The following is a 20,299-nucleotide window of genomic DNA, read 5'->3' on the forward strand; positions in this document are numbered from 1 at the left end:
GCTGGGCGGGGAGAGGGAATGCGCTGAACCGGATCGAGCCCTACTGGAGCGTGCCCTGCTGGGCCGCCGCGACGTCCTTCTGCCCGATGGCCGCCAGCACGATGCCTTCCGTCAGGATCTGCGGCAGCACCTGCGCCTCGCCCATTCCGCGATAGACGAGGTAGAGCGGCACGCCGCTGCGGCCGTGGCGCTCGAGGAGGCGAGTGATCTCCGGGTTCTGGTTGGTCCAGTCGCCCTTCAGATAGGCCACCTGGCCTGCCCGGAACGCCGCCTGCACCGCGTCGCGGGCGATGACGGTCCGCTCGTTGACCTGGCAGGTGATGCACCACGCCGCGGTCATGTCCACGAACACCGTGCGCCCCTCCGCCCGCAGCCTGTCGAGGCGGGCCTGCGTGAACGCCTCTTCGCCCTGGGCCAGGGCGGCGCGCGCGGTGGCGCGGTCGCCGTCGAGGACGGCGACGAGGCCGAGGGAGGCGGCGAGGGCGACGAGGGCCGCCGCCCGGCTGAGCCCCGTGCCGAGCCGTCCCGCGTGGCGGGCGCGCTCCCAGGCCCAGGCGGCCAGCGCCACCAGCACGAGACCGGTCAGCCCCGCGAGCAGCCCGTCCGGCCCGACCTGCTGCGCCAGCACCCAGACCAGCCACGCCACGGTGGCGTAGACGGGGAAGGCGAGCGCACCCTTCAGCACGTCCATCCAGGCGCCGGGCCGCGGCAGCAGGCGCAGCGCCTGCGGAAACAGGGTGAGGCCCAGGAACGGCAGGGCGAGCCCGAGGCCGAGGCTCGCGAAGACGGTGAGCGCGGTCAGCGGCGATTGCGTCAGGGCGAAGCCCACCGCCGCGCCCATGAACGGCGCGGTACAGGGCGTGGCGACGAGCGTCGCCAGCACGCCGGTGAAGAACGAGCCCTGATAGCCCGCCCGCCGGGTCAGGCCGTCGCCGAGCCCGGCGATTCCCCCGCCGAGATGCACCACGCCCGACAGACTGAGGCCCATGGCGAACAGCCCGTAGGCCAGCAGCGCCACCACCACCGGCGACTGGAGCTGGAAGCCCCAGCCGATCCCGGCGCCGCCGGCCTTCAGCGCGATCAGCAGCCCGGCGAGCCCGAGGAAGCTCGCGAGCACGCCCGCGGTGTAGGCGAGCCCGTGCAGCCGCACGCGGGTCGCGGATTCGCCCGCCTGCCGCACGAGGCTCAGCACCTTGATCGAGAGGACCGGGAAGACGCAGGGCATCAGGTTGAGGAGGAGGCCGCCCAGCAGCGCCAGACCGGCGGCGCTCCACAGGGTTAGCGTCTCCTCTGCCGCCGTGGCGGGCGGCGTCTCGGGCGCGGCGGGCACGGCCGCGGCCGCCGTCGGTGCGGGTGCGGGCTCCGGTCCCAGCGCGTAGGCCCGGCGCGCCCCGTCCTCGGTGAGGGCGAGCACGCCGGCAAGCGCCTCGGGGGCCTGTCCCGCATCGCCCGGCGTGAGGGCGAGGCGCAGGCCGGCGGCATCGACGGCGAGATCCTGCGGGGCGGCGTTGTCGAGCGCGCCTTCCGCGTAGGGGAAGAACGCCGCGCTGCTCACGCCCGCGAGGCCCGGCCGGTCGAGATGCAGCACCAGCCGGTCGCCCTCGCGGGTGGTGCGATGGGGACCGGGCGCGGCCTCGGGCAGGGCGGCCCGCGCGCGGGCGAACAGGGCGGCCTGGCCCGAGGCCGGCTCGGCGGTGCCCGCCACCGGCAGGTCGAGGCTCAGCTCCGCCGAGCCCGGAATGCAGATCTCCTCGCAGACGAGGTAGGAGAGCGTGCCGGCGAGCCGCACCGTGTCGCCGGCCTTGGCGTTCTCCTTGGCGCTCTCCGGCACTGTGAGCGGCACCAGCAGGGTGACGGCGCCCTCGTAGCCGAAATTCATCAGGGTCTGGACCGGGATGCGCTCCGGGACCGGCCACTGCACCGGGCCGACCGTGAAGCCCTCCGGCAGGCGCCACGCCATCTCCGGCGGCAGGCCGGAATCGCCGGGATTGCGCCAGTAGACGTGCCAGCCCGGCTTCATCGCCATGTGCAGGCCGAGCGTCACCGTACGGCCGGGCACCAGCGCATCGCTCTCGGCGACGAGGCTGGCGCGCACGAGATCCCGGGCCTTGGCCGCCGTCATCGCGCCCTGCGCCCCGGCGAGGCCGGGGGCGGCAAGCGTCAGGAGGAGGGCGAGGAGAAGGCGGAGCATCGATCTGTTTCCGAGCAGCCCGGCGCCTCTCCCCCCGCGGATGGTGCGGTCCCAGGGCAAGCCCGAGACCGCGCAGGGCGGAGAAGCCGGTCGGGCCGGGGCGGGCCGGCTGTCACGAGCCGAGCGGTATAGCAGACCTTCCCCGCCCCGTGAGCCGCACGGCCCCGCGGCCTCGAACCGCGCCGCCCTCAGCCCGCGGCGCGCTCCTTCTTCAGCCGGTAGAGCGCGTCGAGCGCCTCGCGCGGGGTCAGCGCGTCGGGATCGAGGGCATCGATCAATCGGCCGAGCCGGTCGTCCGGTTCGGGCTTCGCCGGCTCCGGCGGCGGGGGCGGCGCGGCGGAAAGGCTCGCAAAGAGCGGCAGGTCCTCGATCTTGCGGCGGGCGGGGCGCTCGCGCTCGGAGCTTTCGAGACCTTTGAGGATCGCGCCGGCGCGGGCCACCACGCTCGGCGGCAGGCCGGCGAGGCGGGCGACCTGCAGGCCGTAGGAGCGTTCGGCCACGCCCGGCACCACCTCGTGCAGGAACACCACGTCGCCCCGGTCCTCGGCCACCTTCAGGGTCGCGTTGTCGAGGCGCGGCAGGCGCTGGCTCAGTGCCGTCAGCTCGTGGAAATGGGTGGCGAACAGCGCCCGGCAGCCGTTCTTCTCGTGCAGGTGCTCCAGGCAGGCCCAGGCGATGGAGAGGCCGTCGAAGGTCGCGGTGCCCCGCCCGATCTCGTCGAGCACCACCAGCGAGCGGCGGGTCGCCTGATTGAGGATCGCGGCGGTCTCGACCATCTCGACCATGAAGGTCGAGTGGCCCCGCGCGAGGTCGTCGGCCGCGCCGACGCGGGAGAACAGGCGGTCCACCACGCCGAGCCGGGCGGAGGCCGCCGGCACGAAGGCGCCCATCTGCGCCAGCACGGCGATCAGCGCGTTCTGGCGCAGGAAGGTCGACTTGCCGCCCATGTTCGGGCCGGTGACGAGGCGGATGCGCCCGGCCTCGTCGCCCGACAGGTCGCAGGCATTGGCGATGAAGGCCTCGCCCGCCTTGACCAGCGCCGCCTCCACGACAGGATGGCGCCCGCCCTTGATCTCGAAGGCGAGGCTCTCGTCGATGACGGGACGGGTCCAGGCGAGTTCGACCGCGAGTTCCGCGTGGCTTGCCGCCACGTCGAGGCCCGACAGCGCCTCGGCGATATCGGCGATCGCCTCCGCGCCCTCGCTCACCCGCGCGCTCAACGCGTCGAACACCGCCGATTCGAGGGCCAGCACCCGGTCGGAAGCGCCGGCGATCTTCGATTCCAGCTCGCCGAGTTCGACGCTGGTGAAGCGCATCGCGTCGACCATGGTCTGGCGATGCACGAAGTCCTGCATCAGGCCCTTGAGGCAGGCCTCGCCCACCGCCTGCGGCACCTCGATGTAGTAGCCCAGCACGTTGTTGTGCTTGATCCGGAGCGTCCTGCAGCCGGTGGCCTCGGCATAGCGCGCCTGGAGCGCGGCGATGACCTTGCGCGAGTCCTGGCCGAGGAGGCGCGCCTCGTCGATCTCGGCGTGGTAGCCCGCGCGCACGAAACCACCGTCGCGGCGGTTGAGCGGCAGGTCGTCGGCGAGCGCGGCGGCCAGTTCCTCCGTGAGCGCCCGGTCGGCCTTGTCGAGGCGGCGGGCGAGGCGGGCGAGCCCGTCCGGCAAATCCTCCCGCGCCAGCCGCTCGCTGATGGTCGCGGCGGCCGCGAGCCCGTCGCGCAGGGCGGCGAGGTCGCGCGGGCCGGCCCGGTTCAGGCCGATGCGGGAGAGCGCCCGGGCGATGTCGGGGGCGGCGTGGAGCGCGTCGCGCAGTTGCGCGCGCAGGGCGCCGTCATCGGCGAGGAAGGCGACGGCGTCGTGGCGGCGCCCGATCTTCGTCAGGTCCGTCAGGGGGCCGGCGAGGTGTTCGGCCAGCAGCCGGGCGCCGCCCGCCGAGACCGTGCGGTCGATGGCGTCGAGCAGGCTGCCCTGGCGCTCGCCCGAGAGGGTGCGGGTGAGTTCGAGGTTGGCGCGGGTGGCCGCGTCGATGGCGAGCGTCGCCCCCGTCGCCTCCCGGCTCGGCGCCGAGAGCGGCACGCGGGTGCCGAGCTGCGTCCGCTCCAGATAGAGCAAAGCCGCCCCGGCGGCGGCGATCTCCGCCCGGCTGAAAGTCCCGAACCCGTCCAGGGTCTTGACGCCGAACTGCTCGCGGATGCGCCGCTCGGCCGAGGCCGGCTCCAACTCGCCCTGGGCCAGCGGCACCACCGCGGCCTTGGTCTCCCGCCACAGCTTGGCGAGTGCCGGATCGGCGTGGATGACTTCCGAGAGCACGATCTCCCGCGGCTCGTGCCGGGCGATCGCGGCGGCGAGTTCGGAGCCCTCCACCTCGCTCAAGGAGAAGCGGCCGGTGGAGATGTCGAGGGCGGCGAGCCCGTAGGCCTCGCGGTTGTCCGAGACCCTCCGCCGCCCGATGGCGAGCAGCAGGTTGGCCCGCGTCGGGTCGAGCAGGCGGTCCTCGGTGAGCGTGCCCGGCGTGACGAGGCGGATCACCTCGCGCCGCACCACCGATTTCGGGCCCCGCTTCTTGGCCTCGGCGGCGTCCTCGGTCTGCTGGCAGACGGCGACGCGGTGGCCCAGTGCGATCAGCCGGTGGAGATAATCGTCGGCCCGCTCCAGGGGCACGCCGCACATCGGGATGTCGGCGCCGCCGTGCTTGCCCCGCTTGGTCAGGACGATGCCCAGCGCCCGGGAGGCGATCTCCGCATCCTCGAAGAACAGCTCGTAGAAGTCGCCCATCCGGTAGAACAGCAGGCAGTCCGGATTGGCGGCCTTGATCTCGATGTACTGCGCCATCATCGGCGTGGCGCCGGGGATGTCGAGGGGCGAGGAAGTCACCGTATCCGCCGCCTGGGCACGCCGTTCGAGGGGTTGGGGACGCTGGGGTCTGGGCATGGATCGGAGGCTAGCAGCCCCGCCTGCGCCGGGCACCGCCGGCCGGCCGTGAAGACCGTGGACAAGTGGGCGCTCTCCCCAGCCCTCGCAAGCGGCGACGGGGCCAGCGAGAACAGCCGAAGCCCGCCCGGCATTGCCCCGGACGGGCCTCTTTCAACAAACCTGCTTCCGGAGGCCGAAGCTCAGTAGCGCGGGCCGCCCGTGGTGTTGCCGAGCTGCTGCTGGTAGCCGGACCGCTCCGGGTTGCGGGCGTTCGGGTTGCCGTGGCGATAGGTGTTCATGCGGCGGCGATGGCGCTCGGCCTTGGTCGAGTGGTGGTGGCCGAGCACGCTGCGGTGGGAGCGGTGCCAGCGCCGGTGATGGCGGCCATGGTCGCGAACGATCTCGACCGTGTCGCCGGCGATCACGCCGGGCGCGGGCATCGCGGGGGCGGCCGATGCGGCCCCGATTCCCAGGCCGAAGCTGCCGAGCAGCACACCGGCTGCGAGTGTCAGGGCAATACGCATCGTCGTCTTTCTCCGTCGCGTGCATGGGACGCACGCCGAGCGCACAAGTCGTCGTTCACCCCTCCGTTCCGGGTAGAGATCAAGCTATGTTAACAAATTTTCGTGTTGGATTACTTTGATCAATCAACCGTAGCGGGACGGTTGCACCCGCGCGCGAACCGCGGCACCTCCCGAACCATGTCGCCGCCTGCCTCCGCACTCCCGATCGAAGCCGCCCTCCCCGCCCTGCGGGCGGCCCTGTCCGCGCGCAGCTCCGCCGTGCTCGTGGCGCCGCCGGGAGCCGGCAAGACCACGCGGGTGCCGCTGGCCCTCCTCGATGAACCTTGGATCGGGGGGAAGAAGATCATCCTCCTCGAACCCCGGCGCCTCGCGGCCCGCGGTGCCGCCGAGCGCATGGCGGCCACCCTCGGCGAGCGGGTCGGCGACACGGTCGGCCTGCGGGTGCGGCTCGGCTCCAAGATCTCGGCCCGCACCCGGATCGAGGTCGTCACCGAGGGGGTGTTCACCCGCATGATCCTCGACGATCCGGAGCTTGCCGGCATCGGCGCGGTCCTGTTCGACGAGTTCCACGAACGCTCGCTCGACGCCGATCTCGGACTGGCCTTCGCCCTCGATGCCCAGGGGGCGCTGCGGGAGGACCTGCGGATCCTGGCCATGTCGGCGACCCTCGACGGGGCTCGGGTCGCGGGGCTCCTCGGCGACGCGCCGGTCGTGGAATCCGAAGGGCGCGCCTATCCGGTCGAGACGCGCCATCTCGACCGCGACGGAAGCGAGCGCATCGAGGACGCGATGGCCGCCGCGATCCTGCGGGCGCTGCGGGCCGATCCCGGCTCGGTTCTGGCCTTCCTGCCGGGGCAGGCGGAGATCCGCCGCACCGCCGAGCGGCTGGCGGAGCGCCTGCCGGCCGACACCGACCTCGCCCCCCTCTACGGCGCGCTGAGCCAGGGCGAGCAGGACCGGGCGGTGGCGCCCGCCCCGCCCGGGCGGCGCAAGGTGGTGCTCGCGACCTCCATCGCCGAGACCTCGCTGACGATCCAGGGCGTGCGCATCGTCGTCGATTCCGGGCTCGCCCGCGTGCCGCTCTACGAGCCCGGTAACGGCATGACCCGCCTCGTCACCGCGCGGGCCTCGCGCGCCTCGGTCGACCAGCGCCGGGGCCGCGCCGGCCGCACCGAGCCCGGCGTGTGCTGGCGGCTCTGGCCGGAGGCGGCGACCGCCGCGCTCGAACCCTTCGCCCGGCCCGAGATTCTTTCCGCCGATCTGGCCGGCCTCACCCTCGACTGCGCCGCCTGGGGCGTCACCGACCCGACCGCCCTGCCCTTCCTCGATCCGCCGCCGGCTCCGGCGCTGGCCGAGGCGCGGGCGATGCTGACCGATCTCGGCGCCCTCGACCCGGACGGGCGACTCACCGCCACCGGACACACCCTGCGCAGCCTGCCGCTGCCGCCCCGTCTCGCCCGGATGGTCGCCCGCGCCGCCGAATCCGGTCAGGCGCGGGCCGCCGCCGATCTCGCCGCCGTGCTGGTCGAGCGCGGCCTCGGCGGCGACGCGGCCGATCTCGCCGAGCGCCTCGACCGCTTCCGCCGCGACCGCGGCGGCCGGGCCGCCGATATGCGCCGCCTCGCCGAAGGCTGGGCGCGGCAGGCGGCCCGGGCTTCGGGCGATGCGGCCGATCCCGATCCCGCTCTCGCCGAGCCCGGTGCCCTGCTGGCGCTGGCCTACCCGGATCGGGTGGCGCGGGCGCGGGGTCGGGATGGGGCGTTCCTGATGGCCAATGGCCGCGCCGGCCTCGTCGACCCCGCGAGCCCGCTCGCCCGCGAGCCCTTCATCGTCGTCGCCGACCTCACCGGCGCCGCGGCCTCCGCCCGCATCCTCTCGGCCGCCGCGATTTCCTCCGAGTCCATCGACGCCCTGTTCCGCGACCGGATCGAAACCGTGCGCAGCGTCGGCTTCGACGGGCAAGCCCGCGCGCTGCGCGCCCGCGAGGGGCGCCGGCTCGGGGCCGTCACCCTGGACGAGCGCACGATGCCCGTCCCCGCCGACGCGGAGGCGGCGCGGGTGCTGGCCCGCGGCGTGGCCGGGCTCGGCCTCGACCGCCTGCCCTGGACACCCGCATTGGCGCAGTGGCGGGCCCGCATCCGCTTCCTCCACGAGGCCGAGGGCGGGGAATGGCCGGACCTGTCCGACGAGGCTCTGGCCGCCGGTGTCGAGGAGTGGCTCGCCCCAGCCATCCTCGGGCGCGCCTCGCTGGCGGCGATCACCGCCGACGATCTCGGCCAGGCGCTGCAGGGCCTGCTGCCCTGGACCCTGCGCACCCGCCTGGAGGCGGAGGCGCCGAGCCATATCGAGGTGCCGACGGGCTCGCGCATCCCGATCGACTACGAATCAGGCCCCGAACCTGTGCTCGCGGTGCGGGTGCAGGAGCTGTTCGGGCTCGACCGTCACCCCACCCTCGGCGGCGGACGCGTGCCGCTGGTGCTCCACCTGCTCTCGCCGGCCCACCGCCCGATCCAGATCACCCGCGACCTGCCGGGTTTTTGGCGCGGCTCGTGGAGTGCCGTGCGCTCGGAGATGCGGGGGCGGTACCCGCGCCATCCCTGGCCGGAGGATCCGCTCAGCGAGGCGCCGACCCGCCGTGCGAAGCCGCGGGGGACGTGACGGGGACTTTGGGTATCAGCCGGATCAGGAGCCGGTGGGTCGGCCAGCAGATCAGCAGCGGGATGCCGGCGACGAGGCCCGCGAACCATGCCCAGGCCGGCATCATCGTCTGGGCGGCGTGGTCGCCCATGCCCCAGACGTAGTTGATGTTGACCGGCGTCAGCCCGGGATCGGGCCGCGGCGGCGGCATCAGGAAGAAGCAGACGAACAGGACGAGCACGGCCAGCGCCGACCACGCGGTCCAGGCGCGGCGGTCGTAGCCGAGCCGCCACACGAGGAAGACGAGCAGGAACGGCAGCCAGCCGTGGAACAGCGACAGCCCCCGAAGGAACGGCGAGGTCTCGCGGTTGAACATGTAGGCGGTCATGCCGGTCAGCGGGGTGCCCGCCGCCTCGGCCGCGAAATCGACGACCCAGAGCGTCTGCGGTGCGAGGAGACCGACGGCGCAGACCGAGACGAGCAGCGCGCTCTCGGCCCAGATGCCGACGAGGGTCAGGATCAGGGCGATGTCGCAGAAATACAGGAAGTTCGTGGGCCCGTACTGGGTGAGATAGACCGGAACCAGCACCGCCATGAAGGCCGAGTAGGCGAGCTTGAGGCTCAGGGGGATGCGCGCGGGGCTGCGCGCGCGGACGCCCCTGACACCGTCTCTGACGCCGTCCTGCCCGATCACGGGCTCATCTGCCGTCGCCGCATTGCCGGAAGGACTCATTGCCGCCCCCTGTCGTTTCCGGCTTGACCGTGGCCGAGATTCGCTCGCCTGAGCGTGAGGGAGCGCACGCGGCACGCCGCGCCCACGCGAGACGGGAAGGATACGATTCCATGGGTTCAGCGACCGGCCGCACCTGCGTACCGATCCCGGCCCTGATCCCGGCGCTCATGCTCGCAGGCCTCGTCGCCGGTGCGGCCCGCGCAGAGACGGCGCCCGACGTCAGCGGCGCCCGTCCGCTGGTCATCCCCCAGGTCGAAGGCGAGCGCCAGGGCAAGGTCCTCGGCCGGGCGCTGGCCTGCGGCGCGGAGCGCGGGCGGATCGAGCGTGTGCTGAGGGCCGGCCGCGAGCGCATGCTGGCAGCGGTCGGCCGGGCGCTGACCGAGGAGCGCTACGCGCTCGCCCTGGACGACGCGATGCGCCTGGAAACGAGCCTGCCGGCGCCCTCTCCGGGCGCGTGCGACAAGGCGCTGGCGGGTCTCGAGCGGCTGGAGAAGGCGCCGTAGCGTCTCCCGGAAGTCAGGCGAAGCGGCCGCCCTTCTGGATCACCTCGATCTTGTAGCCGTCCGGATCGGTGGCGAAGAAGAAGGTCGCGAGCGCGGTGCCGCCGTGCTTGAGCGTCTTGACCGGCGTGACCGGAAACCCTTCGCGCTCGAAGCGGGCGTGCTCCGCCTCCGCGTCCTCCACCACGAAGGCGAGGTGGCCGTAGCCGTCGCCGAGATTGTAGGGCTCCGAACGGTCCTTGTTGACAGTCAGTTCGAGTTCGAACGGCGAGGACGGGTCGCGCAGGTAGAGCAGCGTGAAGTCCGGGAAGTCGAAGCGGTCGGCCGGCTCCAGGCCGAAGGCGCGGGCGTAGTAGTCGCGGGAACGCGCCTCGTCGCGGACGCGGATCATGGTGTGGACGGGCTTGGCCATCGGCCCTCTCTTTCTGAGCGAACGTACCCTTGGGGGAACGCCCTCGGGCGAACCTGAGCGAATGTGCGCTCATCTGGCGCGTGGGCGGCCGGGCGGAAAGGGTTTTGCGCCTTAACCCTTCGTCAACCTTAAGGGATCTTTGCTGGCCGCGATGATGCGAGCCGCGTCCCCCGATGCCGTCGATGCCGACGCCCTGCTGCCGCCGGGCGATGCCGCCCTGCGCGCTGCGATGCGCGGCTGGCGCGAGGCGCTGGCCCGCGAGCGGCGCCTGGCGGCCAACACCGTCGAGGCCTACGAGCGGGACCTGCGCCAGTTCCTGATCCATCGCGCCGGCCGGTCCGGCACGCCGACCATTGCCGGGCTGATCGCCCTCAAACCCCGCGACCTGCGCGCCTTCATGGCCGCGCGCCGGGCGGAGGGCGTCGGCGGGCGCTCCCTGATGCGGATGCTGGCGGGTCTGCGCTCCTTCGCCCGCTTCCTCGAGCGCGAAGGGCACGGCAGCGTGGCCGCACTCGGCGCGGTGCGCTCGCCCAAGGTCGAGCGGCGCCTGCCGCGCCCGCTGCCGGTGTCCGCCGCCCTCGCGATGACCGCGCCCGAGACCCGCCCCGACGATGCCCGCGACCCTTGGGTGCTCGCCCGCGACGCGGCGGTGATCGCGCTGCTCTACGGTTCGGGCCTGCGCATCTCCGAGGCGCTGGGGCTCGCCGCCCGCGACGCGCCGGTTCCCGGCATCGACGAGGTCCGGGTGACGGGCAAGGGCGGCAAGGTCCGCGCCGTGCCCGTGTTGCCGGCGGTGGCGGAGGCGGTGGCCGCCTACCTGTCGCTCTGCCCGCACCCCCTCGATCCGGAGGGGCCGCTCTTCGTCGGCGTGAAGGGCGGACCGCTCTCGCCGCGGGTGGTGCAATATGCGGTGGCCGCCCTGCGCGGCGCGCTCGGACTGCCCGAGAGCGCGACCCCGCACGCCCTGCGCCACTCCTTCGCGACGCATCTCCTAGCCCGCCAGGGGGAGCTGCGGGCGATCCAGGAACTGCTCGGCCACGCCTCGCTCTCGACCACGCAGATCTACACCAAGGTCGATGCCGCCCGCCTGATGAGCGCCTTCGAGGACGCCCATCCCCGCGCACGGCGGCGGCCGCCGCGGCCCGAAGCGGGCCGGGCGCCGATCGAATCCGTTGACGCGGAACAAGGTTCGGGCGCCCATGCCGGCTATGCTGTTCGGAAGGCCGGCCCGGGCGAGCCGAGGCGAGAGACGAGACGAGAGCCCGGCGCGGAGCGCAGAAATGCGTGAATGTGCCCCGTTTACCTTGGTCTTGCCGCGATTGAGTGGCGGACTGTCCTCAACCGGGTGGCCCGGCGCCGCCGAGTCAGAAGCTTCAGGGAGTGTCCGATGCGCGTGAGCGGTATCTGTCTCGCAATCCTGCCCGTCGTCGCCGTCCTCGCCGTGACCGCGACGGTCAAGACTCTGCTCCTTCCCGTCACCGCCGTGCGGCTGCTCGCCCGCGGGCGCGCCGCCCGCGCCTGACCGGCCCCGGACGCGCCGCGCGCGTCCGGCACCGGGCTGCGGACACGGCGGCCGGGCGGGGTGGCTCGTCGCTGCCCGCGCTTGTCCCGAAGGGCGCTCACGCCCAGCGCCAGCCCTTGGCCTCGATGACGAGAATGCTGCCCTGGCGGATGCCGAGCCGCGGGGCGGCGTAGATGTCGAGATGGCCGAGGATGACCAGCAGCACCCGGGCGACGCCGCCATGGGCGACCATCACGGTCGGGCGGCGTAATTCGGCCACCACCTCCTCCACCCGCGTCTCGACCATGGCGTAGCTCTCCGCGCCCTCCCCGCGCGGCTGGTAGCCCCAGCGGTCGCGGTCGCGCGCCGCCGCCCCCGACGGATCGCGCCGCCGGATCTCCGCCCAGGTCTGGCCCTCCCAGGTACCGAACCCGATCTCTTTAAGCCGCGCATCGGCACGGAAGCCCGTCGGAGGCAGCCCGATGCCGGCGCGCAGGATCTCCATCGTCCTGCGGGCGCGGGTGAGCGGGCTCGCCACGTAATCGGCCGTCGGCAGTTCCGCCCCGGCGACGCGGCGCAGGCGCTCGGCCGCCTCCGCCGCGTGGGCGAGCCCACTTGGGTTGAGATCGGTGTCGCGATGGCCCTGGAGGCGCCCTTCCGCGTTCCAGTCGGTCTGGCCGTGGCGCACGAACCAGATCGTCGGCACTCCGCTCATGCCCTCGCTCATGCGGTCGCTACGCCGCGGCCGGCATATCCGCTCGCAAACCCCGACGCGCCGGATCGGGAACGGCGAAGGCGGCGCATCTGTTGGGGCTCCAAGCTTTTCCCTTCCTGCGGGCCCGCACCGGCGGCCTCGCGAACGGCTCGTGAGCGGATAATCTTCGGCATGGCGCGCAAGAACGGCAAGGACGGCAGCGGCTCCGCAAGTGACAAAGCGGCCGACAAAGCCGCGGAAACAAAGTCGCAGGCGGGCTGGCGCGACCATCCGCCCTCCTTCGCCGGCTGGGCCCGGGCCGCGATCGCGGGTAGCGGCACGGCACCGAGCCTGTCGCCGCATCTCCACCAGGTCCTGCCGCCGGCCGCGCCCGGCATCGTCACCGTCGAGCCCGGCCAGAGCGTCGATCTCTCCACGATCGATCCCGACGCCACCGGCGGCCTCGACAAGGCGGAGGCCAAGGCGGCGCTGGACGCGCAGCGCGCGCGTATCAGGGCCCTGCAGGAAAAGCTCTACGCCGAGCACCGCCATGCCCTGCTCGTGGTGTTCCAGGCCATCGACACCGGCGGCAAGGACGGCACCATCCGCAACGTGCTGGAGGGGGTGAACCCGCAGGGGTGCCAAGTCTCGTCGTTCAAGGTGCCGAGCCCGCAGGAGCTCGATCAGGACTTCCTCTGGCGCTACCACCTGCGCACGCCCGGCCGCGGCCTGATCGGCGTGTTCAACCGCAGCCATTACGAGGACGTGCTGGTGGTGCGGGTGAAGGGGCTCGTGCCGGAGGAGACGTGGCGCGAGCGCTACGGGCTCATCAACGATTTCGAGCGGCTCCTGACGCTCTCGGGCACGGTCATCCTCAAATTCTTCCTCCACATCTCCAAGGACGAGCAGAAGGAGCGCCTGGAGGCGCGCCTCGCCGATCCGGAAAAGCACTGGAAGTTCGATCCCGCCGACCTCGTGGAGCGCAAGAGCTGGGACGTGTACCAGACCGTGTTCAACGACGCGCTCGCCCGCTGCTCGACGCCCTACGCCCCCTGGCACGTGGTGCCGGCCAACCGCAAATGGGCCCGCAACGTCATGGTCGCCCGCACCATCGCCGACACCCTGGAGGCGATGGATCCGCGCTTCCCGGAGCCGCGCGAGGGGCTCGTGGGGATCAAGGTGCCGGATTGATTCCTTTTTCCAAGTCGACATCCGAGGCCAGGGGGCCGGGAAGGGCCGAAGCCATCCCGCACGTCGCCGCGACCGAGCGGAGCCGCCGCATCATCTCGGCCGGTTCGGGGGCAGCGCTGGGCATTCGATCGATGCGAGATGCCATCCGTTCGAGGGAGAACAGCCGGGATCTGACGCCGGATAAGATCCAGTTCTGATCCTTCTCTCTCCAGGCTACGACCTTAGCCAAGGCCACATCCTCAATGTCGGGCACGATCGCGGTCACGCCGGGGCATCCGGTGCCTCGATAGTGCTGAACGCGATCCATCCAGTCGCTCGGCATCACCGATGTGCCGGGCGAAACCCCGTCTGCGTAGTATCCGTACTGGCGATGGAAAGCGGATCCCTGGCCGATATTGGCGTCGATCATATCCGATAGCGCTTCGGTCTCGCTCGTGTCGGGGACATAAACGTCCGCCTCGCGCGTCATCAACATGTCGCCTGGGATATTCCGGCATCGAACGACGATCACCGATGAGCCGACAAGAACGAAGGTATCGTGGCCCGTGACGCCTGCCGCAGCACGCAGGATGTGGTCGAGCCTGTCCCGCCGCATCATTCACGGCGTTCCGGACTGGCAGTGGGTCGGTACTGAAGTCCGACCATCTCGGCCATTTTGCTTCCTTGCGAGGAGATGACCGTGAAGACGGGCTGCGTATCCCGGAGCAGTTCGCCTTTCGGCGAATCCTCCAGCATCTGGCGCACGATCTGGCTGATGTCCTGATCCAGAAGCGCGTTCCATAGGGAGTAGGCGTGGGCCTGGGCCGGGTCAGGGCGGACGAAGCGGTCCAGGTAGGACCTGCCGCTGGCGACGAGTTCGGGATCGTCGATCAGGCGCGCCGCGATCCGTCGCGTCAGCTCGTAGGACCGACGCTTGTTCCCGTCGTGGAAGTCGGCCTTGCGCGGAAGTGATCCGACAAAGCGCTCTCCTTCCGTCATGTGGCATCCCCGGCGATCGGCAACGGCTCTTCTCGAATGCTAACCTCTTCTCGTCATGGGAAAAAGATGGACGAGAGCGATCAGGGCCGCACGTTCCTTCCCGAATCATGCCAACGGTCTAGATTGTTCCCCTTCAACGCGTGAGGTCGCCGATGCCGACGGTTCGCGAGATCGAGGCGGCCGGGTACCGGTCGCTGAGGAGCATCCGCTTTCCGGTCGGGCTGCTCTCGGTCTTCGTCGGCGGCAACGGCACCGGCAAGACCAACCTCTACCGCGCCCTCTCCCTGCTCCAGGCGGCCGCCTCCGGCCAGTTGACGCGGGCGCTCGCCGCCGAGGGCGGAATGGAATCGGTGCTCTGGGCGGGGCTCCGACGCAAAGGCGAGCCCGCGCGGGTGCGGCTGTCCGCCGAGCTGTCCGACGACGTCACCGGCCACGTCTACACCTACGCCGTCGAAGTCGGCATCCCGCCGCTGATGACGGCCGCGGCCTTCGCCCTGGAGCCGCAGGTGAAGACCGAGCGGCTCACCGTACAGACCGGCGCGCGGCCGGTGACCGTGCTCGACCGCGACGGGCCGGCGGGCTTCGTGCGCGACGAGGAGGGCCGCCGGCGACCTTTCGGCGCCGACCTGCTGCCGACCGAGACGGCGCTCGCCGCGCTGCAGGACGCCGTGCGCTTTCCCGAGTTGCAGATCGTGCGGCAGGCGCTCGGCGCGTGGCGCTTCTACCACGACGTGCGCACCGATGCGGGCTCGCCCCTGCGCCGCCCCTGCCTGGCGGTGACGACGCCGACGCTGGCCTCCAACGGGGCCGACCTCGCCGCCGTCTTCGCGACGCTGGCCCATATCCGCGGCGACACCGCCGACCTCGACGCGGCGTTCGCCGACGCCTTCTCCGGCGCCCGCCTCGTGGTGCCGCCGCCGGACCGCGAGGCGCGGTTCGGCGTGATCTTTCCCGACTATCCCAAGCGGACCTTCGAGCCCTCGGAACTCTCCGACGGGACGCTGCGCTACCTCGCGCTGGCGGGCGCGCTGCTCGCCTACCGGCTGCCGCCCTTCCTGGCGCTCAACGAGCCCGAGACCAGCCTGCACCCCGACCTGATGGAACCGCTGGCGCGGATGATCGTCCGGGCGTCGGGGCGCACGCAGGTCTGGCTCGTGACGCATTCCGAGCGCCTCGCCGCGGCGGTGGCCGAACACGGGGGCGTGCGTCCGCGGATCGTGCTCAAGCGCGAGGGTGCGACTTGGATCGAGGGCCTGCGGCTCTCCGGTGATTTTTCCGATGGAGACGATTGAGCGATGCGGATCGTGATCGGGGCCGTGCTGACCGGGCGCGTCGCGCCGCTCGGGACGGCGGCGAGCGCCATCGCCAAGATCCCCGTGCAGGAGCCGGTCGCAGTGGGGCCGCTCGGTCTCGCGGGCGACGCGCAGGCCGACCGCCGCTTCCACGGCGGACCGGAAAAGGCCGTCCACCACTATGCCCTCGACCATGCCGCCGCGTGGCGCGCCGACCTGCCCGGCTTGCCCGACCTGCTGGAGCGGCCCGGCGCCTTCGGCGAAAATATTTCGACATCGGGGCTGACGGAGCGCGACGTCTGCGTCGGCGACCTGTGGCAGACGGGCAGCGCCCTGCTCCAGGTCTCGCAGGCGCGCCAGCCCTGCTTCAAGCTGAACCTGCGCTTCGGCGTGCCCGACATGGCGCGCCGGGTGCAGGCGAGCGGGCGCACCGGCTGGTACTACCGGGTGATCGAGGAAGGCGTCGTTTCGGCCGGCGACCGGCTGGAGCTGGTCGGGCGCCCGCATCCGGACTGGCCGCTGTCGCGGCTTCTGCACCACCTCTACGTCGATCGCCTCGACGCGGCGGCGCTGCGGGCGATCGCCGGGCTCGCCGCCCTCACGCCATCCTGGCGCGAACTCGCCGCCCGCCGGCTCGCGAGCGGCGCCGTGGAGGATTGGCGCCGCAGGCTCGGGGAGGAGGCCTGAACTAGTCCCGCTCGCGGGTGATGTCGGGCGCGTCGGGGTTCTTCATGCCGACGACGTGGTAGCCGGCATCGACGTGAAGGATCTCCCCGGTCATACCGCGGGACATGTCGGAGAACAGGTAGGCCGCGGTCTCGCCGACCTCCTCGATCGTCACGGTCCGCCGCATCGGCGCGTTGTACTCGTTCCACTTGAGGATGTAGCGGAAATCGCCGATGCCCGAGGCCGCCAGCGTCTTGATCGGCCCGGCCGAGATCGCGTTGACGCGGATCTGCTTCGGGCCGAGATCGGCGGCGAGGTAGCGCACGGAGGCTTCCAGCGCGGCCTTGGCGACGCCCATCACGTTGTAGTGGGGCATCCACTTCTCGGCGCCGTAATAGGTCAGGGTCAGCATCGAGCCGCCCTCGCGCATGATCTTCTCCGCCCGCTGCGCCACGGCCGTGAACGAGTAGCAGGAGATCAGGAGCGATTTCGTGAAATTCGCCTCGGAGGTCTCGATGTAGCGCCCGGTCAGCTCGTCCTTGTCGGAGAAGGCGATGCAGTGGACGACGAAATCGATCCCTTCGGGGAAGACCTCGGCGGTGGCCGCGAAGGCGGAATCGATCGAGGCCGGGTCGGTGACGTCGCAATGGCCGACCACGTGGGCGTTCAGTTCGCGCGCCAGGGGCTCGACGCGCTTCTTGAGCGCCTCGCCCTGATAGGTGAAGGCCAGCTCCGCCCCGTGCGCGGCAGCGCTGCGGGCGATGCCCCAGGCGATCGAGCGGTTGTTGGCCACTCCCAGCACCAACCCGCGCTTGCCCGCGAGCAGCCCGCCCGGCTTCTGTTCCGACATGCGTCACCTTCGCTTCGGCCGCGCGGGCGCCTCTCGAGGGACGGCCCTGCGCCGGGGGCTTCCTTAGCGGAGGGTGGCCGGAGGGGGAAGCCTCAAGGCGTTCGGGATCGCGTCAGGGCGATCCCGGTGATTTATTCCGGCCTCGAACGCCGGCGGTCGCCCTCACGGGTGCTTTTCGCGCCGGCTATACGGTACGCGTCCGTCTTTCGGGCCAGCCTGCCGGGGAGGCCGCGATGCGGCCCCGCCGGGTCAGGCCGTCCCGGCCTTCGCCTCGCGGCGGCGGCGGGCATACTCGGTGAGCGCCGCGTCGTCGTCGGCCGGCAGGACGACCGCGGTGGTGGCGAAGAGATCGCCGCGGCTGCCGTCCTTCTTCGGCAGCCCCTTGCCGCGCAGGCGGAAGGTGCGGCCGGAACTCGTCATCGCCGGCACCTTCATCTCGACCGCGCCGGTGAGTGTCGGCACCCGCAACGACCCGCCGAGCACCGCATCCTCCAGCGGCAGATCGACGGTGGCGCGCAGGTCCGCCCCGTCCACCTTGAACAGCGGGTGGGGCAGGACACGGATGGTCAGGAGCGCGTCGCCCGGCTCGCCGCGGGGGCCGCCGGCGCCGCCGAGGCCGCGCAGGCGGATCGTCTGGCCGTCGACGACACCCTTGGGGATCATCACGTCGACGTCGCGCCCGCCCGGCAGGCCGATGCGCATCTTCTCCTCGCCCGCGACCTGTTCGAGCGTCACGCTGAGCTCGGCCGCGACATCCTCGCCGCGGACCGGTCCGCCGCGGGAGAACCCGCCGGGCCCGGCGCCGCCGGCGCGGAACGCCTCGCCGAAGATGTGGCTGATGAAGTCCTCGCCGACGCCGCCGGGGCCCGCTCCGCCGCCTCCGCCCGCGCCGCGGCGCTGCGTGAAGCCCTCGAAGTCGAAGCCGCCGCGGCCGCCACCGAAGCCGGAAAAGCCCTCGAAGCCGGTCGCCCGCGGCTTGCCCTCGGCATCGATCTCGCCGCGGTCGAACTGCGCGCGCTTCTCCTTGTCGCCGAGAATCTCGTAGGCGGTATTCGCCTCCGCGAAGCGCTCGGCGGCCTTCGGATCCTTGTTGCTGTCGGGGTGATAGGCCTTGGCGAGCTTGCGGAAGGCCTTCTTGATCTCGGCCTCGCCCGCGCCCTTGGGCACACCCAGAACGTCGTAGGGGTTTCGCATCGGGGTTCTTTTGTGGGGATCGCAACCGTCTAGGGATACGGCCTCTGCCGCGTGGCTTCAACGTGGGAAGGGCGTTGCGGTTCTGCAACACCCTCGCGAGCCCGCTTCACCGCTCCGCGACCGGTCATTTCGCGCAACCCTGTCCGGCCTCGTCAGGAGCGGAACTGGCAGGATCCGGCCGCGTCAGGACCGCGCTTCCACGGAGCCGCGCAGGCGCTTCAGCTCCCACTCGCCGCCGGAGGGCTTGCAGCCGGTGCCGCGCACGAAGCGGCTGTTGGCGCCGCCCACCACGGTGGCGAGGAAGTCGCGGCAGATCTCGTCGCCGGCCACGTAGGGCAGCCCGGTCGGGTTGATCGCGCCGCGCATGGCGGTCTCCGGGTTCTCCCACTTCACCGGGCGCCCGTTGCCCTGCGGATCGAGGGCGACCGAGAGGGCGGCGTGGGCCCGGCGCCAATCCTCGCCGTCGAGGTCGCGTCCGAAGCTTGCCGGCCGCTTCGGAATGCTGCCCGTGACGAGCGGCTCGGGCGCGGCCGGCGGCTCCTCCGTCTTGAAGGACAGGATCGGCCCGCTGCAGGCGCCGCAGGAGAAGGCGGCGAGGCCGAGCGTCACAACGCCCGCGATCCGACCCGCGACACCGTGCCGGAACGCGGGTGCGCGCGTCGAAGCGGCCTCCCGGTCGAAGAGCGGTCGGGCGAGGGCTTTACCGAGGACTTTACACGGACGCAGACGCATTACACCTGAACTCGAGACAGACGGGGGTCCGACGGGGTGTGCTGCCCACGTCGGTGCCCCCCGACCCGGCTGCCACAGGGATGAAAATGACCATCGATCGGTTAAGAGAGGGTGATGCGGGCGCGCCGCCGGTCGACCCGCAGGATTTCACGTTATCGTCAGACCCCTGGGCGCTGTTCGCCGCCTGGATGGCGGAGGCGGAGGCTTCGGAGCCTTGCGACGCCAACGCCATGGCGCTCGCCACCGCCGGCCCGGACGGCCTGCCCGATGTGCGGGTGGTGCTGCTGAAGGGCTTCGATGCGCGCGGGCTCGTCTTCTACACCAATGCCGAATCGGCCAAGGGCGAGCAATTGCTGGCCAACCCGCAGGCGGCGACGGTGCTGTACTGGAAGTCGCTCGGCCGGCAGATCCGGGCCCGCGGCCCCGTCTCCCGCGTCACTCGCGAGGAGGCCGACGCCTATTTCGAAAGCCGCCACCGCGACAGCCGCATCGGTGCCATCGCCAGCCAGCAGTCGCGCCCGCTTCAGGACCGCCCGACCCTGATGGCGGAGGTCGCCGCCCTGTCGCAGAAGTACGAGAACGGCCCGGTGCCGCGCCCCGAACACTGGTTCGGCTTCCGCATCGCCCCGGTGCAGCTGGAGTTCTGGCAGAACGGCGACTACCGCCTGCACGACCGCGTCCGCTTCACCCGCGCGGGCGACGGCTGGACACGCGCGCGGCTCTATCCCTGATGTCGCGGGAGCCGGTTAGGGCCCTTCAGGGCATCACCGAGCGGATCGCCGAGATCAGGCCTTCCTCGGTGTAGGGCTTGCGGATGTACAGGCCGTCGGTCGGCACGTCGCCGGGGGCCGGCCGCACCTTGCCTGAGGTGATGACGATGCCGATCCCCGGCCAGCGCCGGTCGATACAGGCGGCCAGCTTGATGCCGTCGATGCCGAGGGGCATGTCGATGTCGGTCACGACGACGCACACCGCCTCGCCCGCCTCCTCGCTGGCGTCGAGCATGCGGATCGCCTCGTTGCCGTTGCGGGCTTCGCGCACGGCGTAGCCGGCCTCGGCGATCAGCTCCACCGCGGCGTGCCGGGTCACGGCATCGTCCTCCACGACGAGGACGGTCGGCCTCGCTTCGGCTTCGCTCACGCGCGTCGCATCCTTCGCCCCCACGCCCTGTCCGATCTCTTGAACCCGCGAACCCCATCCCGGGGTTGCACGAAGGTCGTGACAGAACAAGCGCGGAAAGCGGGCGCAGCCGCCGAGACCGGGGCGGGCGGAGGCGCGGGTCGCGC

General features: G+C 72.0%; 20 protein-coding genes. 8 read left to right on the forward strand and 12 right to left on the reverse strand.

The window, feature by feature from the left end; all coding sequences use genetic code 11:
- Positions 1-40 precede the first annotated feature (40 nt).
- The 3 genes from MPPM_RS22870 to MPPM_RS22880 form a co-directional block, all read right to left on the reverse strand.
- The gene (locus MPPM_RS22870) at positions 41-2,191 is read right to left on the reverse strand and encodes a protein-disulfide reductase DsbD family protein (protein WP_096487018.1); all 2,151 of its coding nucleotides are present in this window, start codon (positions 2,189-2,191) and stop codon (positions 41-43) included.
- 188 nt (positions 2,192-2,379) lie between these two features.
- Positions 2,380-5,127, reverse strand: a complete 2,748-nt coding sequence (gene mutS / locus MPPM_RS22875) for a DNA mismatch repair protein MutS (RefSeq protein WP_096487019.1) — start codon at positions 5,125-5,127, stop codon at positions 2,380-2,382.
- Between the two features lie 182 nt (positions 5,128-5,309).
- Entirely contained in the window at positions 5,310-5,633 is a 324-nt protein-coding gene (locus MPPM_RS22880) for a hypothetical protein (RefSeq protein WP_096487020.1), read from the reverse strand.
- Positions 5,634-5,810: 177 nt separating this feature from the next.
- On the opposite strand from MPPM_RS22880, the gene hrpB reads away from it, so the two are divergent.
- Positions 5,811-8,291 carry an ATP-dependent helicase HrpB gene (gene hrpB, locus MPPM_RS22885; protein WP_096487021.1) on the forward strand — a complete coding sequence of 827 codons (2,481 nt, stop codon included), beginning with the start codon at positions 5,811-5,813 and terminating at the stop codon, positions 8,289-8,291.
- Here the strand turns inward: hrpB and MPPM_RS22890 are convergent.
- The gene (locus tag MPPM_RS22890) at positions 8,248-8,865 is read right to left on the reverse strand and encodes a hypothetical protein (protein ID WP_244573588.1); all 618 of its coding nucleotides are present in this window, start codon (positions 8,863-8,865) and stop codon (positions 8,248-8,250) included. The genes hrpB and MPPM_RS22890 overlap by 44 nt on opposite strands.
- 305 nt (positions 8,866-9,170) lie before the next feature.
- On the opposite strand from MPPM_RS22890, the gene MPPM_RS22895 reads away from it, so the two are divergent.
- The gene (locus MPPM_RS22895; protein WP_096487991.1) at positions 9,171-9,506 is read left to right on the forward strand and encodes a hypothetical protein; all 336 of its coding nucleotides are present in this window, start codon (positions 9,171-9,173) and stop codon (positions 9,504-9,506) included.
- A gap of 13 nt (positions 9,507-9,519) precedes the next feature.
- On the opposite strand, the gene MPPM_RS22900 is transcribed toward MPPM_RS22895, so the two are convergent.
- A complete protein-coding gene (locus tag MPPM_RS22900) occupies positions 9,520-9,915 on the reverse strand; it encodes a VOC family protein (RefSeq protein WP_096487022.1) in 396 nt (131 codons plus the stop codon).
- Positions 9,916-10,066: 151 nt separating this feature from the next.
- Between MPPM_RS22900 and MPPM_RS22905 the strand changes: the two genes are divergently transcribed.
- Together MPPM_RS22905 and MPPM_RS29245 are read left to right on the forward strand one after the other, a co-directional pair.
- Entirely contained in the window at positions 10,067-11,203 is a 1,137-nt protein-coding gene (locus MPPM_RS22905) for a tyrosine recombinase XerC (protein WP_096487023.1), read from the forward strand.
- 99 nt (positions 11,204-11,302) lie between these two features.
- Positions 11,303-11,437: a hypothetical protein gene (locus MPPM_RS29245; RefSeq protein ID WP_255700725.1), complete on the forward strand. Its 135-nt coding sequence runs from the start codon at positions 11,303-11,305 to the stop codon at positions 11,435-11,437.
- A gap of 97 nt (positions 11,438-11,534) precedes the next feature.
- Here the strand turns inward: MPPM_RS29245 and MPPM_RS22910 are convergent, their stop codons facing one another.
- The gene (locus MPPM_RS22910; protein WP_096487992.1) at positions 11,535-12,131 is read right to left on the reverse strand and encodes a histidine phosphatase family protein; all 597 of its coding nucleotides are present in this window, start codon (positions 12,129-12,131) and stop codon (positions 11,535-11,537) included.
- Between the two features lie 171 nt (positions 12,132-12,302).
- On the opposite strand from MPPM_RS22910, the gene MPPM_RS22915 reads away from it, so the two are divergent.
- Positions 12,303-13,301 carry a polyphosphate kinase 2 family protein gene (locus MPPM_RS22915; RefSeq protein WP_096487024.1) on the forward strand — a complete coding sequence of 333 codons (999 nt, stop codon included), beginning with the start codon at positions 12,303-12,305 and terminating at the stop codon, positions 13,299-13,301.
- Here MPPM_RS22915 and MPPM_RS22920 read toward each other — a convergent pair.
- Both MPPM_RS22920 and MPPM_RS22925 read right to left on the reverse strand, forming a co-directional pair.
- Complete coding sequence (locus tag MPPM_RS22920; RefSeq protein ID WP_096487025.1) at positions 13,285-13,899, reverse strand: DUF6036 family nucleotidyltransferase; 615 nt, start codon at positions 13,897-13,899, stop codon at positions 13,285-13,287. The genes MPPM_RS22915 and MPPM_RS22920 overlap by 17 nt on opposite strands.
- Positions 13,896-14,279, reverse strand: coding sequence for a hypothetical protein (locus MPPM_RS22925; RefSeq protein WP_096487026.1), 384 nt, complete (start codon positions 14,277-14,279; stop codon positions 13,896-13,898). Before MPPM_RS22925 ends, MPPM_RS22920 begins: the two co-directional genes overlap by 4 nt.
- A gap of 152 nt (positions 14,280-14,431) precedes the next feature.
- Between MPPM_RS22925 and MPPM_RS22930 the strand changes: the two genes are divergently transcribed.
- Both MPPM_RS22930 and MPPM_RS22935 read left to right on the forward strand, forming a co-directional pair.
- Positions 14,432-15,571 (forward strand): AAA family ATPase, encoded by a 1,140-nt coding sequence (locus MPPM_RS22930; protein ID WP_096487027.1) that lies wholly within the window; start codon positions 14,432-14,434, stop codon positions 15,569-15,571.
- Between the two features lie 3 nt (positions 15,572-15,574).
- A complete protein-coding gene (locus MPPM_RS22935; RefSeq protein WP_096487028.1) occupies positions 15,575-16,258 on the forward strand; it encodes an MOSC domain-containing protein in 684 nt (227 codons plus the stop codon).
- 1 nt (position 16,259) lies between these two features.
- Here MPPM_RS22935 and fabI read toward each other — a convergent pair whose 3' ends face one another.
- The 3 genes from fabI to MPPM_RS22950 form a co-directional block, all read right to left on the reverse strand.
- Complete coding sequence (fabI, locus tag MPPM_RS22940) at positions 16,260-17,087, reverse strand: enoyl-ACP reductase FabI (RefSeq protein WP_096487029.1); 828 nt, start codon at positions 17,085-17,087, stop codon at positions 16,260-16,262.
- A gap of 249 nt (positions 17,088-17,336) precedes the next feature.
- Positions 17,337-18,281 carry a DnaJ C-terminal domain-containing protein gene (locus tag MPPM_RS22945; RefSeq protein ID WP_096487030.1) on the reverse strand — a complete coding sequence of 315 codons (945 nt, stop codon included), beginning with the start codon at positions 18,279-18,281 and terminating at the stop codon, positions 17,337-17,339.
- 183 nt (positions 18,282-18,464) lie between these two features.
- Positions 18,465-19,013 (reverse strand): RT0821/Lpp0805 family surface protein, encoded by a 549-nt coding sequence (locus MPPM_RS22950; RefSeq protein WP_096487031.1) that lies wholly within the window; start codon positions 19,011-19,013, stop codon positions 18,465-18,467.
- An 86-nt stretch (positions 19,014-19,099) separates the two neighbouring features.
- Here MPPM_RS22950 and pdxH point away from each other — a divergent pair, with 86 nt between their 5' ends.
- A complete protein-coding gene (pdxH, locus tag MPPM_RS22955; protein WP_096487032.1) occupies positions 19,100-19,744 on the forward strand; it encodes a pyridoxamine 5'-phosphate oxidase in 645 nt (214 codons plus the stop codon).
- 25 nt (positions 19,745-19,769) lie between these two features.
- On the opposite strand, the gene MPPM_RS22960 is transcribed toward pdxH, so the two are convergent.
- Positions 19,770-20,153 (reverse strand): response regulator, encoded by a 384-nt coding sequence (locus MPPM_RS22960; protein ID WP_096487993.1) that lies wholly within the window; start codon positions 20,151-20,153, stop codon positions 19,770-19,772.
- Between the last annotated feature and the right edge of the window lie 146 nt (positions 20,154-20,299).

It is taken from the genome of Methylorubrum populi (assembly GCF_002355515.1).
Classification (GTDB): domain Bacteria; phylum Pseudomonadota; class Alphaproteobacteria; order Rhizobiales; family Beijerinckiaceae; genus Methylobacterium; species Methylobacterium populi_A.

Bases quoted from the DNA above. Each gene is read 5' to 3' on its own strand.
- MPPM_RS22870 (WP_096487018.1), bottom strand. From the start codon at position 2,191: ATGCTCCGCCTTCTCCTCGCCCTCCTCCTGACGCTTGCCGCCCCCGGC.
- mutS (WP_096487019.1), bottom strand. From the start codon at position 5,127: ATGCCCAGACCCCAGCGTCCCCAACCCCTCGAACGGCGTGCCCAGGCG.
- MPPM_RS22880 (WP_096487020.1), bottom strand. From the start codon at position 5,633: ATGCGTATTGCCCTGACACTCGCAGCCGGTGTGCTGCTCGGCAGCTTC.
- hrpB (WP_096487021.1), top strand. From the start codon at position 5,811: ATGTCGCCGCCTGCCTCCGCACTCCCGATCGAAGCCGCCCTCCCCGCC.
- MPPM_RS22890 (WP_244573588.1), bottom strand. From the start codon at position 8,865: ATGGCGGTGCTGGTTCCGGTCTATCTCACCCAGTACGGGCCCACGAAC.
- MPPM_RS22895 (WP_096487991.1), top strand. From the start codon at position 9,171: ATGCTCGCAGGCCTCGTCGCCGGTGCGGCCCGCGCAGAGACGGCGCCC.
- MPPM_RS22900 (WP_096487022.1), bottom strand. From the start codon at position 9,915: ATGGCCAAGCCCGTCCACACCATGATCCGCGTCCGCGACGAGGCGCGT.
- MPPM_RS22905 (WP_096487023.1), top strand. From the start codon at position 10,067: ATGATGCGAGCCGCGTCCCCCGATGCCGTCGATGCCGACGCCCTGCTG.
- MPPM_RS29245 (WP_255700725.1), top strand. From the start codon at position 11,303: ATGCGCGTGAGCGGTATCTGTCTCGCAATCCTGCCCGTCGTCGCCGTC.
- MPPM_RS22910 (WP_096487992.1), bottom strand. From the start codon at position 12,131: ATGAGCGGAGTGCCGACGATCTGGTTCGTGCGCCACGGCCAGACCGAC.
- MPPM_RS22915 (WP_096487024.1), top strand. From the start codon at position 12,303: ATGGCGCGCAAGAACGGCAAGGACGGCAGCGGCTCCGCAAGTGACAAA.
- MPPM_RS22920 (WP_096487025.1), bottom strand. From the start codon at position 13,899: ATGATGCGGCGGGACAGGCTCGACCACATCCTGCGTGCTGCGGCAGGC.
- MPPM_RS22925 (WP_096487026.1), bottom strand. From the start codon at position 14,279: ATGACGGAAGGAGAGCGCTTTGTCGGATCACTTCCGCGCAAGGCCGAC.
- MPPM_RS22930 (WP_096487027.1), top strand. From the start codon at position 14,432: ATGCCGACGGTTCGCGAGATCGAGGCGGCCGGGTACCGGTCGCTGAGG.
- MPPM_RS22935 (WP_096487028.1), top strand. From the start codon at position 15,575: ATGCGGATCGTGATCGGGGCCGTGCTGACCGGGCGCGTCGCGCCGCTC.
- fabI (WP_096487029.1), bottom strand. From the start codon at position 17,087: ATGTCGGAACAGAAGCCGGGCGGGCTGCTCGCGGGCAAGCGCGGGTTG.
- MPPM_RS22945 (WP_096487030.1), bottom strand. From the start codon at position 18,281: ATGCGAAACCCCTACGACGTTCTGGGTGTGCCCAAGGGCGCGGGCGAG.
- MPPM_RS22950 (WP_096487031.1), bottom strand. From the start codon at position 19,013: ATGCGTCTGCGTCCGTGTAAAGTCCTCGGTAAAGCCCTCGCCCGACCG.
- pdxH (WP_096487032.1), top strand. From the start codon at position 19,100: ATGACCATCGATCGGTTAAGAGAGGGTGATGCGGGCGCGCCGCCGGTC.